This window comes from Eubacterium barkeri, assembly GCF_900107125.1.
GTDB classification, from domain to species: Bacteria; Bacillota; Clostridia; order Eubacteriales; family Eubacteriaceae; genus Eubacterium_O; species Eubacterium_O barkeri.
Genome location: NZ_FNOU01000004.1, coordinates 49,777 through 62,568 on the forward strand (window position 1 = coordinate 49,777; position 12,792 = coordinate 62,568).

Here is a 12,792-nt window from a genome sequence, read left to right on the forward strand (position 1 = left end):
AAATTTTTATTCCGTAAAGGGGGAAAAAAATCAGATGAATTTATGGATAGCTCCTGTTGTGGGAGTTGTAGCTTTATTGGTAGCGCTTTTTTATGCCAATCGGGTCAACAAAGTTGAAGTTGGTACCGAACGCATGAAAGAAATTGCTTCCTTCATCCACGAAGGAGCAATGGCCTTCCTGACCCGCGAATATAAGATGCTAGTTGTATTCGTTGCTGTTTTATTTGTCGTCTTATGTGTCACACCAGGCTTAGGCTGGCAGACTGCTGTCGCCTTTTTAGTCGGTGCGATTTTCTCTGTTTTGGCTGGTTTCTTTGGAATGCAGGTTGCAACCCGGGCTAATGTCAGAACGGCCAATGCGGCTCAGAAGGATGGCATGAACAAAGCCCTGGCGACCGCTTTTTCCGGTGGTGCTGTTATGGGGATGTGTGTTGTCGGCCTTGGTCTTTTCGGCCTGAGCATCGTGTATATGATTTTCCAGAGTACTGCTATTATTACTGGTTTCGGTTTAGGGGCTTCCTCCATCGCGCTTTTTGGTCGTGTGGGTGGTGGGATCTACACCAAAGCAGCTGATGTTGGGGCTGACCTTGTCGGTAAGGTTGAAGCTGGTATTCCGGAAGATGACCCCCGTAACCCTGCTGTTATCGCCGATAACGTTGGGGATAACGTTGGGGATGTCGCGGGGATGGGCGCTGACCTCTTTGAATCCTACGTGGGCTCGATCATCTCTGCCATGACCCTGGGCGTTGTACTCCTGGGTGGCACCGATGGGGTGCTCTTCCCAATGTTCATTGCTGCCATCGGGATTGTTGCTTCCATTATTGGGACCTTCTTCGTTCGCGGCAAAGAAGGTGGGAATCCTCAGAAAGCCCTCAACATGGGGACTTATGTGTCTGGGATTATCCTGATTATCGCTGCTTACTTCCTTTCAACCTATATGTTAGGCAGTATTTATCCATTTGTAACCATCGTGGCTGGTTTAGTGGTTGGTTTAGCCATCGGTCAGCTGACTGAATATTACACCTCTGAAAAATACAAGCCAGTTCAGCATATTGCCCAGCAATCTGAAACGGGTTCTGCAACGACGATTATCTCTGGTTTAGCGGTTGGGATGCGTTCCACTGCCTTCCCGGTACTGTGTATTGCTTTAGCAATTTTCCTGGCCTATTGGGCAGGAAACATGTTCATGGCTGATGGTGGTCTCTTTGGGATTGCTATGGCAGCCGTTGGGATGCTCTCCACCTGTGGGATGACCATCGCAGTCGATGCTTATGGCCCCATCGCTGATAATGCTGGTGGGATTGCTGAAATGTCGGAACTGCCAGAAAACGTTCGGGAGATTACCGACCAGTTGGATGCCGTGGGGAATACCACTGCTGCCATTGGTAAAGGTTTTGCCATCGGGTCTGCCGCTTTGACGGCATTGGCACTCTTTGCCTCCTATGCACAGGCTGTGAGCCTGAGCAACATCAGTCTTTTGGATCCAATGGTTATCATTGGCTTACTCATCGGTGGGATGCTGCCCTTCCTGTTCTCCGCAATGACCATGGAAGCTGTGGGCGATGCTGCCAACGATATGATTGAAGAAGTTCGTCGCCAGTTTAAGGCCATTCCTGGGATTATGGAAGGAACCGCAAAGCCTGATTACAAGAGCTGCGTGGATATTTCCACTGGTGCTGCCCTGAAAAAGATGATCATGCCTGGAGTTATGGCGATCGTTGCACCTTTAGCCGTTGGGATTCTCTTAGGACCTGAAGCTTTAGGTGGTTTATTGGCTGGGTCTTTGGTTACGGGTGTCGTTTTAGCCGTTATGATGGCTAACTCTGGTGGTGCCTGGGATAACGCTAAAAAATACATCGAATCCGGTGTTCATGGCGGTAAAGGCTCTGATGCTCATAAAGCGGCTGTTGTTGGGGATACCGTTGGTGACCCCTTCAAGGATACCTCTGGACCGTCCATCAACATTTTAATCAAGCTGATGACCATCGTTTCTCTGGTGTTCGCACCGCTGTTCATCAATTTATTCTCTTAAGAATATCAAGCTGTAGCCTTCGGGTTACAGCTTTTTTCATTTTTTGGCTTAAACGCATTATAATATAAAGGGCATATGGTATAATAATAATCTTAAAAGTAAACTCATAAGGAGCAAGCATTCTTTGGATAAGAATGGGATTAATAATGCAAAAAACCTTTTTTGATATGAATTTTGAAAATACCGTTGAGGATAACGCTCCCCTGGCGGTACGGATGCGCCCCCGGACCCTGGATGATTTTGTTGGTCAGCAGCAAATCATCGGAAAGGGAAAACTGCTCTACCGACTGATTATGGCTGATAAGCTATCATCCGTGGTGTTCTACGGCCCTCCGGGGACAGGAAAAACTACCCTGGCGCAGATCATCGCCAAGCATACTAAGGCAGCCTTCTTTGAACTAAACGCCGTCACCTCAGGAAAGAAAGAAATCATTGAGGTGTTGGATAAGGCAAAGGATAACCTGGGGATTTATGGCCGAAAGACCATTTTGTTTATCGATGAAATCCATCGCTTTAACAAGGCCCAGCAGGACGCGCTGCTGCCCAGTGTGGAGCAGGGATTAGTTACCCTAATCGGTGCGACCACAGAGAATCCCTATTTTGAAATCAATTCACCCCTGCTGTCCCGGTCTACGGTGTTCGAGTTTAAAAAGCTGTCGGCGGAGGATATCATTTCCCTTCTTCGCCGGGCCATCACCGACGTGGAATACGGCTACGGGCGCATGAAAGTGTCCGTTGAGGAGGATGCGCTGCTGCATCTGACCAATGCCTCTGGGGGCGATGTGCGCAAGGCCCTGGGGGCCCTTGAACTTGGGGTTCTCACTGCGGACAAGGATGAATCCGGGACCATCTACATTGATTTGGAGACAGCCCAGGAGTGTATCCAGGTCCGGGCAATACAGTACGATAAGAAGGGCGATAATCATTACGATACCATTTCAGCTTTTATTAAAAGCCTTCGGGGTTCAGACCCTGACGCCGCACTATTTTGGTTGGCGAAAATGCTGGGAGCCGGGGAAGACCCAAAGTTTATTGCCCGGCGTCTGGTGATTTCCGCATCGGAGGATGTGGGAAATGCCAATCCCATGGCCCTTCTGGTGGCGACGGCAGCAGCCCGGGCTGTAGAAATGATCGGCCTGCCCGAGGCAAGAATCAATTTGGCCCAGGCGACCACCTATATAGCGGCTTCGCCAAAGAGCAATGCCAGCTACGCCGGCTTGGATGCCGCCGCCCAGGCTGCCCGCCATCAATCGGATGGTGAGGTGCCCATGCATCTCCGGGACAGTCATTACTCCGGAAGCGAAAAACTGGGTCGGGGGATTAGCTATAAATATCCCCATGATTACCCGGGGCACTATACTCCCCAGCAATACCTGCCCACCGATTTGTTGGGTACCCAATTTTATAATCCCACGGATTTGGGAGATGAAGCCCGGATTCGTGCTTATTTAGAAAGCCTTGATGATTCGCATCACGAAAATTAATACATTTGGAGGATACGTTGAAAAAGAATGAAATAATCCACGGATTCCGTTTGGACCGTGAAGAAGAGATAAGGGAAGTGGGTGGTACCGCCCGGGTTTTTACCCATGTGCAAACCGGAGCGGTACTGATTTATATTTCCAATGGCGATGATAATAAGGTGTTCCAAATCGGGTTTAAAACCCCATCAGGAGATAGCACTGGGGTGGCACATATTATGGAGCATTCTGTTTTGTGCGGCTCAAAGAAGTACCCGGTGAAGGAACCCTTTGTGGAGCTGGCCAAGGGCTCCCTGAACACCTTCCTCAATGCCATGACCTACCCGGATAAAACCGTTTATCCCATTGCAAGCACCAACGAGAAGGATTTTATGAACCTCATGGATGTGTATTTGGATGCGGTCTTTAATCCTGCCATTTACGATAGCCCCCGGACCTTTATGCAGGAGGGCTGGCATTATCATCTTGAAAACCCAGAGGATCCCATTACCTACAATGGGGTGGTCTATAATGAGATGAAGGGTGTTTATTCCAGCCCCGAGGAAATTCTCCACTATGAGCTGTTTAAGGCTCTTTATCCCGATACCATTTACAGTGGGGAGTCCGGGGGACATCCGGATTGTATCCCACAGTTAAGCTATGAGGATTTTAAGGCCTTTCATCAGACCTTCTATCATCCCTCCAATGCCTACATCTATCTGTATGGAGATGGGGATATGGAGAAACATCTGAAATATCTGGATGAGGAATACCTTTCCAAATATAAAAAGCAGGTGGTGGATAATCACATTCCGATCCAGCCGCCCTTTAAAGATATGGTTCGGACAGAGGCCCTTTACCCCATTGCCGCAGAAGAAGAGGGGGCAGATAAGGACTATCTGGCCCTTGGATTCGTTATGGATGCAGCCACCGCTTTTGATGATCTCTTAGCCATGGACATCCTCGGACATATTCTCCTGGGACATAATGGTGCACCCCTTAAAAAGGCATTACTTCAGCTGGATATTTGTAAAGAAGTGGACTATTCCTTTGCCAGCTCCATGAAGCAGCCTTATTTTGCCATTGTATTAAAAAACACAAATAAATCCCAGGGGGATCTTTTTGTAAAAACGGTGAGGGAAACCCTGGAAGCTCTGGTAAAGGAGGGACTCAATCCCAGGGATGTGGAGGCTGGGATTAACAGCGCTGAATTCACCTTGAAGGAAGGGGAATTCGGAACCTATCCCAGGGGTCTGATGTATGGCCTGGAAATGATGGAAACCTGGCCATATGGCTGTGATCCCTTGTCTCATCTTAAATATACCGAGGTGGTGGAGCGTCTGCGTCAGAGCAGCTTGAACCGGGGATTTGAAGGTATGATCAGCCGGTATTTGCTGATGAATGAGCATCAGGCATTGGTGGCCATTACCCCGGATCCTGAGCTTTCTGAGCGCAATGAGCAGGCGATGGCTAAGGCGTTGGCAGAACTCAAGGCAAGCCTCAATGAAGAGGAGCTTGGGCATTTAGTGAAAGCATCCCAGGATCTTTTAGAACATCAGAATGCCGAGGATTCTCCAGAAGCCCTTGCCACCATTCCCAAGCTGGGCATTGATGAAATCAAGTCAGAGGCCCGGAAGATTGTCCTGGAGGAGGAAACTTACGAAGGGGTACCCCTGCTTTGGCATCCGGGAGAAACCAATGGAATTGTCTATATTAAGCTGATTTTCGATATCCACAGTATTCCCCAGGAGGATTTAAAATACCTCTCTGTGCTCAATAAATTTCTGAGTCATCTTGGAACAGCGGATTATACAGAAGATGCCCTTAATCAGGAAATTGAGATTTACACCGGGGGGATTGCCACCAACATTGAGACCTTTGACAGCACTAAGGGCTTGGGTGAGTACGCGGCAAAATTTACCATCAAAGGAAAGGCAACCGCCGCCAATGTACCGAAGCTGTTAGCCTTAATGGAAAATATCAGCCTGAAAACCCGCTTTGACGATTATAAGCTGATGTCTGATATTATTGGAGAAATCCGGATGGCCAAGGAGCAGCGCTTCCTGACCGCAGGGCATGTCATCAGTACCCAGCGCCTTCAATCCTATTACTCCCAGTCCGCCCGTCTCTTCGAGGAAATCGGCGGGATCGAGTTCTATCATTTTCTGGCAGAACTGGATGATCACTTTAAGGCAGAGGCCCAGGGGCTGTCAGCCAAGTTGTCCACTATCATGGAGCAGATCTTTAATCGGACCCAGGTTACGATCAGTCTAACCTGTGAAGAAAAACATAAAAACCAGGCGTTAAAGGCGGTGGGAAACTACTTAGGAGCCCTTCGGGATGCCCCGGCAACACTGTACGATTATCACTTTCCAGTGGCCATCCAGAATGAGGGTTTTAAAACTGCGGCCAAGGTCCAATATGTTTCCAAGGGATTTAATATTCGAAATCTGGGCTACGATTATAGTGGCAGCATGCTGGTGCTGAAGTCTGTTTTGTCCATGGATTATCTATGGAATAAGGTACGGGTTCAAGGTGGGGCCTATGGGGCATCCTTTGGGGTGAATAAATCAGGAGAGCTTTACTTTGCCTCCTATAGAGATCCTAATATTGGAAAAACCTTCGATGCCTATAACGGTGCCTGGGAGTACATTCAATCCCTGGATATCTCTAACCGGGAAATGGAAAAATATATTATTGGCACCATCAGTGGGCGGGATACGCCTTTATCGGCAGCACTATGGGCGGATGCCTGTGATACCATGTACTTCAACCAAACGGATCAGGAAGACCTCCAGCAGGAACGGGATGAAATTTTGGCGACGACAATGGAGGATTTACGTCATTTTAGCCAAATGGTCAAATCAGCCATGGATAAAGAAATCCTCTGTGTTATTGGTGGAGAAGAAATGGTCGAGGCCAATGCCCAGTATTTCAATGAGGTAAAATATATTAAATGATTAAACGACAAAATCGGGTGGCGTTGGCCACCCTCCTGCTTTTTTTAATTCTTTTTATATCGACGGGTAGTGTTCTGGCTGCAATGCCCAGCTTCGGCTCTGGTGAAGGGGTTTATCTTTTAGACCCCGATACCGGGGATGCCTTTGCCAAGCAAAATGAAGATTCCAGGTACAATCCGGCCAGCACCACTAAGTTGATGACCGCTTTAGTGGCCATGGATTATATTAAGGACCGACTGAATGAAAGGGTCACGGTGGGGGAAGAAATTACCCAAATCGATGCTGATAGCAGCGTTGCGGATTTGGCCCCGGGAGATACCTACACCTGGGAGCAGCTTCTATACGGACTGCTTTTACCATCGGGGAATGACGCTGCAATGACCATGGCCGTCAATATTGGGCGTTTGGCCCAAAATGACCCAGCTCTGGGGACGAATGCGGCCTTGGATGTTTTCATTGGATTAATGAATAAAAAGGCAGAGGATTTAGGATTGACAAAAACGCATTTTGCCAATCCCCACGGATTGGTGGATGCCAATCACTATACGACACCCAGGGAAATGGCACAAATTGCAAAGGCGGCCTTTGGGGTGTCGACCATCAATGCAGTGGCCAGCACCCCCTCCTACACCTGTGTCAGCAGCAATGGACAGGCCCATGAATGGGAGAATAGCAATATCCTGATCCACCCAACCGTTTCAGAAATCAGTCGCAGCCAGGTAGAAGCCATGAACTTGACCGGAACAGAGAATCCTTACTACAATCCCAATGCAAAGGGGGGGAAAACAGGATACGATGAAGCTGCTGGCCGTTGCTTAGTCTTTTCAGGACAAAATGGGGAAATGCACTTGGTGGGCGTGATCTTTAAAGCCAGTGACCAAAGGGACATTTACGCCCAGGCCGATGGAGCACTGGACACCGCATTGAAGGATTATTCCCATATCCTCTGGAGTGACGGGCAGAGTCCTTATGTGAAAACCATGGTGAGCTTTGCCAGTGTTTTAGATGGTTTTAGCATCAGTGCATCCACAAAGGGCGATGCAGCATCCACAGTACTGACCACCGAAAAGGATAGCTATTCGGTCCAGGTAAAGTGGGACGACCGTTTGCTGGCGGAAAAGGGTAACCATGTCCGGATTTTAGCCCCCATTACAGAGGGTCAGCAAATTGGAACTCTGGATGTGTATTCGGGCAGTACCTATATCAAGGGGATTCCCCTTTACGCAGACCAGGCAATGTCACCCCTTGGATGGGTGGATTATCTAATTATGGGCGGCGTTCTTTTGCTGGTAGTCCTTCTGGTTGTTGTGTTGGTCCGTTACCGTCGCAGGAAGCGGAACCAGGCTGTGTACAATCTGCGGCGTGCAGAGGCAGGATACCACTTCGAAGGAATAAAGGAAGCTGAGATGGGAGCTTTTGAGGAACCACGCACAGAGGATGAAGGGCAGACGCCATTGCCAAAATCCTTTTTGGACATGGAAGCAGCAGAATCTGAGGATCAGCCATCCATGCCGATGAGGGCCCGTTTGGGGGGGAAGACCCGCTATCGATTAAAGCGTATTCGGAGGCAATAAGATGGAGCATCATATGGAAATTCTGGCGCCTGCCGGGGATGTTCAGGGTGTCATCGCCGCCATTAATGGCGGTGCAGATGCCGTTTATTTCGGAGGGAAACATTTCAACGCCCGACAGCGGGCAGATAATTTTGATGAACAGGAAATGGGTGAGATGGTTGATTTATGCCATCGACATGGACTAAAGGTGTATATCACCCTTAATATTCTCATTAAGGACAGTGAGTGGCCCAGGGTCCTTGAGTACCTGGCCTTTCTCAGGGCCCTTTCGCCAGACGGTATTATCGTTCAGGATCCGGGATTAATGCTTATCCTCAGGGAGTATTACCCGGAATTGCCCCTTCAAACCAGTACTCAGGGTTCTGTCTATGGCACAGAAGGGGCCCTGTTCTTCCAGGAGATTGGCTTTAAGCGGGTGGTCCTTCCCCGGGAAATAACCCTTCCGGAGATCCGCCGCATTCGCCAGAAGGTGGCGGTTGAGCTAAAGGTATTCTGTCACGGAGCGCTGTGTTATGCGTATTCGGGACAATGTCTCTTTAGCAGCCTGGTGGGGGGGCGCAGTGGCAACCGGGGATTATGTGCCCAGCCCTGTCGAAAGCCCTATACCCTGTGGGACGATGGGAACCAACGGGTTAAGCAGGGCTATCTGATGAGTATGAGGGACCTGAATACCCGGGCACATCTTTTGGAGCTGGCAGAAGCCGGGGTGGATTCCCTTAAGATTGAAGGGCGCATGAAAAGCCCTGAGTACATTTATGCGGCTTCCCGTGCTTATCGGGATGCGGCCTCTGGTTGTGGGGATACCATTGATGGACAGACCCTTGCCCAGGTCTTTAACCGCGGTTTTACCACGGGATGGATCATGGAAAGTCCGGAGAACCTAAACCCTGAAATGGGGAAAAATCGAGGGACTCCAGTGGGGGTGGTCAAAAAAGTTCGGGGACGAACGGCCATTATTACCCTGTTGCCCGGGGCAACCCTTCATCTTGGTGATGGCTTAGCCTTTGGCGAGGAGGGGCACATCGGTCAGAAAATCACCCGGATGGAAACCGGTGGGGGCACCGCCAGACTACCCATTCCCCGGGGTGTGGTGGATGGTATGCCCGTCTTCCGGACCCTGGATGCCCGGTTGATGGCGGGCCTTCGGGAAAAGGCTCTGGCCAAGCTGTCCGAAGAAAAAAAACCACTCCGCTTATCCTTGACCCTTGCTTATCAAAAGCCCATCCAGGTGGAGGTCCTGGCCCAGGGAGAAGCCCATCACCTGGAGATTGATATCCTCCCTGGTCTAGCCCAAAATCGTCCATTGGATGAAGATATTATAACCGAACAACTTTCAAAGCTGGGGGATACCGACTATTTTCTCACGGAGCTGACCCTCCAAATGGCACCGGATTTGTTTTTACCCAAAAGCAGCTTAAATGCCCTGCGCCGAAGCATTATAGAGGAGATCGATGCCAAAAAACCAGTGGAAGCACTCCATAACGAAGCCCCTGTTTTGGAAATAGGGAAGATTCTCCCGGAAAGTAAATCGGTGAAGCGAAAGCCGCGCCTTTCTCTGGCACTTAGTCAGCTTAGCCAGCTGGAGGCGGTTTTAAATTTGGAGGTAGATGAAATCGTCCTGCCATACGAAGCCTTTGAAAGGCCAGAGGACATGGCAGAGGCCATCTGCCGGGTAGACGCCTGTGGAAAGGCGGCGCGCCTGGCACTGCCCAAGGTGATGCATGATGGCGTGACGGATAAAATCAAATCCCAGATGGACCTTCTGAAGGGATTACCCTTAGTGGGGGTACTCGTGCGTAATTATGAGGCACTCCATTTGTTAAGGGATACGGACTTTTCCCTGGAAGCGGACAGCAGCCTCCATATCTTTAATCGGATGGGGGCTGAAGCATTGTACCGATGGGGATGCCGCTCCGGTGTCATCTCCCCAGAGCTGGATGGGCGGGCGGTTGAGACCATTGCCCGGGGAACCCGGTTAGAGTGTACCCTGACGGTTTATGGGCATCAGGAAATGATGGTCAGTGCCAATTGTTTGCTGGATTGTGGGAATAAGCATTGCAACGAATGTACCGAGGGGCGCTTCTTTTACTTAGAGGATAGCCGTGGAATGCGCTTTCCCCTGCGCCGGGATGCCCTTGGTATAACCCATATTTACAATGGGGATAAATTGTTTTTAAAAAAAGAACTGATGAACGCCCCCCATCTGACCACTTGGCGGATTGAGGTGCTGGATGAAGGCATTGCCGAATTATCATATGTGGTGGCCTCCTACCGCAGTGGCTTTGGAGAAGATGCTCCCGATCCTGGGGACTATTACACCGGGCGTTATACAAAGGGGAACTTTAAAAGAGGAGTCGAATAATATAGAATGAATGAAAGAAGCTTGAAGGTTCTGGAATATCCTAAGATCATCACCGCCTTACAGGAAAATTGCATTACCCAGGGCGGAAAAATGATGGCAAAGGCCCTGGTGCCCATGACCTGTATCGGGGAGGTACAGCAGAGCCTGGATTTGACCGAAGAAGCCGTTGGCATGGTGCTTCGAAACGGTCGGCCTCCACTGGCGGAGCTGGCAGACACGGACGATTATGTCCACCGTGCAGCCATTGGAGCCATGCTGTCCATGGGAGAGCTCTTACGCATTGCCTCCCTCCTGCGTGTGGCCCGGGATATGGATAACTACTATTATACCGATACACAGATGGACGTGTTGGTGGGGTTGAAGGCTTTATTTGAAGCCCTGGACCCCTGTGAAATGTTAGAATCAGAAATTAGCCGAAAAATCCTGACCGAGGATGAAATGGCGGATAATGCCTCCCAGGAGCTGTCCCGGATTCGCCGGGAAATCCTTATTAAAAACGGCCGAATTACGGAAAAACTCAATGGGATTATTTCTTCGACCGCCAATGAAAAATACCTCCAGGAACGGCTGGTCACCATTCGTAATAACCGTTATGTGGTTCCGGTGAAACAGGAATACCGGAATATGATCCCTGGGGTAGTACTGGATAAATCGACCAGTGGGGCGACCCTGTTTATCGAGCCTCTATCGGTGGTGGAACTCAACAATGATTTAAAGGAGCTGGCCATTGAAGAGGAAAAGGAAATGGTCCGGATTTTAAAACTCCTTTCCCAAAAGGTGGCCATGATGCAGGCCGTCCTCACCGAGGACCACGCTGTGCTCACAGAATTGGATTTTATTTATGCCAAGGCGAAGTATGCCCTGGCCATTGGCGGAGAACGGGTCTCGGTAGCAGAGGACGGAGAATATCGCCTGCTCCGGGCCCGACACCCCCTGCTGGATCCTAAAAAGGCCGTGGCCTCGGATATCGTGTTGGACGAGGCGATCCATACCATGATTATCACAGGCCCGAACACAGGGGGAAAGACCGTTACCTTGAAAACCATGGGGCTCTTAAGTCTTATGGTGCAGTCCGGCTTATTTATCCCGGTGCGGGAGGGCAGCAGCCTGCGTCTCTTCCAGGAGGTTTATGCGGACATCGGGGACGAGCAGAGCATTGAGCAAAGCCTGTCCACCTTCTCCTCCCATATGACGAATATCGTCAGTATTATGAAAACCGCTGATGCTAAGTCTCTGGTACTTTTTGATGAATTGGGGGCAGGGACAGACCCCACCGAGGGGGCGGCCCTGGCCATTGCCATTTTAGATACCCTGCATCAGCGAGGGGGGCTGACAGCAGCCACGACCCACTACAGCGAGCTGAAGGAATACGCCCTGGTCACACCGGGGATTACCAATGCCTCGGTGGAGTTTGATGTGGCTACCCTGGGGCCAACCTATCGCCTGCTCATTGGCGTTCCGGGGAAATCCAATGCCTTTCAAATTGCCAGTCGCCTGGGCCTTGAGGATAATATCATTGATGCCGCCCGGAGTACCATGGCGGTCGGCTCCATTCAGTTTGAAGAAACCCTGGAAAAATTAGAAGAAAATCGCCATCGGGTAGAGGCAGAAGCCCGGGAGATGCGACTGCTCCGGGAGGAAGCTGAAGCCTTGAGGGAAAAGGCCCAGAGAGCACAGGAATCCGCCCGGCGCCAGAGTGAGGCACTCTTAACCCAGGCCCGGGAGGAATCCGCCCGGATTGTCGCAGAAACCAAGGAAAAAACCGATGAAATTTACAAGGAGATTCGGTATATCCAGGAAAACATGGAAGCCGGCCTGGGGGACAATAAGAAGCTGGAGGCCCTGCGCAAGGACATTTCTGACCAGGAAAAGGGGCTCTATGCCACCTATAAGAAAAAGATCAAGAGTGAGAAGAAGAAAAAGCCCGCCCGGGCCGTGTCCACCCAGATTGACAAGGGAACCCCGGTTCATATCTACAGCCTTCACCAAGACGGTGAGGTCCTGGAGGTCCTTAAAAAAGAGAAGAAGTATTTTGTCCAGGTGGGCATGCTGAAGATGAAGATTAACATGGACGATGCCGTAGCCATAAAGAAGGAAGCTCCAAAGACGGTGAGACGGCAAAAACCCATTACTTCAGCAGATCGCCACGCCATGGAAACCCGTCTGGATTTACGGGGACGTAACGGGGAAGAATCCTTGTTTCTGGTGGAAAAAATGATTTCCGATGCCCTGGTATCCGGGACCCATCAGCTGGTCATTCTCCACGGTAAGGGGACAGGGAAGCTGCGTCAGGTCATTCAGGCCTACTTAAAGGATAATCCCTATGTGGAGGATTTTCGGATGGGGGCACCCCATGAAGGGGGAGACGGCGTCACCATTGTTACGCTTTAAATGGTCCTTTAGA

Annotated in this window: 6 protein-coding genes; all 6 read left to right on the forward strand. The window is 50.2% G+C overall.

Annotated features, from left to right (window positions below):
• Window positions 1-34: 34 nt before the first annotated feature.
• The 6 genes from BLU30_RS03710 (at window position 35) to BLU30_RS03735 (ending at window position 12,779) form a co-directional block, all read left to right on the forward strand.
• Window positions 35-2,032, forward strand: coding sequence for a sodium-translocating pyrophosphatase (locus tag BLU30_RS03710; RefSeq protein WP_090243603.1), 1,998 nt, complete (start codon window positions 35-37; stop codon window positions 2,030-2,032).
• 146 nt (window positions 2,033-2,178) lie between these two features.
• On the forward strand, window positions 2,179-3,516 hold the full coding sequence (locus BLU30_RS03715; protein WP_090243605.1) for a replication-associated recombination protein A: 1,338 nt from the start codon (window positions 2,179-2,181) through the stop codon (window positions 3,514-3,516).
• 17 nt (window positions 3,517-3,533) lie between these two features.
• Window positions 3,534-6,452, forward strand: coding sequence for an insulinase family protein (locus BLU30_RS03720; protein ID WP_090243607.1), 2,919 nt, complete (start codon window positions 3,534-3,536; stop codon window positions 6,450-6,452).
• Window positions 6,449-8,026: a D-alanyl-D-alanine carboxypeptidase family protein gene (locus tag BLU30_RS03725; protein ID WP_090243609.1), complete on the forward strand. Its 1,578-nt coding sequence runs from the start codon at window positions 6,449-6,451 to the stop codon at window positions 8,024-8,026. Before BLU30_RS03720 ends, BLU30_RS03725 begins: the two co-directional genes overlap by 4 nt.
• A 1-nt stretch (window position 8,027) precedes the next feature.
• On the forward strand, window positions 8,028-10,388 hold the full coding sequence (locus tag BLU30_RS03730; RefSeq protein ID WP_090243612.1) for a U32 family peptidase: 2,361 nt from the start codon (window positions 8,028-8,030) through the stop codon (window positions 10,386-10,388).
• A gap of 6 nt (window positions 10,389-10,394) precedes the next feature.
• Window positions 10,395-12,779 carry an endonuclease MutS2 gene (locus tag BLU30_RS03735; RefSeq protein WP_090243614.1) on the forward strand — a complete coding sequence of 795 codons (2,385 nt, stop codon included), beginning with the start codon at window positions 10,395-10,397 and terminating at the stop codon, window positions 12,777-12,779.
• Window positions 12,780-12,792 lie beyond the last annotated feature (13 nt).

Coding starts and splice junctions, on each gene's coding strand:
- BLU30_RS03710 (WP_090243603.1), top strand. CDS start 35: ATGAATTTATGGATAGCTCCTGTTGTGGGAGTTGTAGCTTTATTGGTA.
- BLU30_RS03715 (WP_090243605.1), top strand. CDS start 2,179: ATGCAAAAAACCTTTTTTGATATGAATTTTGAAAATACCGTTGAGGAT.
- BLU30_RS03725 (WP_090243609.1), top strand. CDS start 6,449: ATGATTAAACGACAAAATCGGGTGGCGTTGGCCACCCTCCTGCTTTTT.
- BLU30_RS03730 (WP_090243612.1), top strand. CDS start 8,028: ATGGAGCATCATATGGAAATTCTGGCGCCTGCCGGGGATGTTCAGGGT.
- BLU30_RS03735 (WP_090243614.1), top strand. CDS start 10,395: ATGAATGAAAGAAGCTTGAAGGTTCTGGAATATCCTAAGATCATCACC.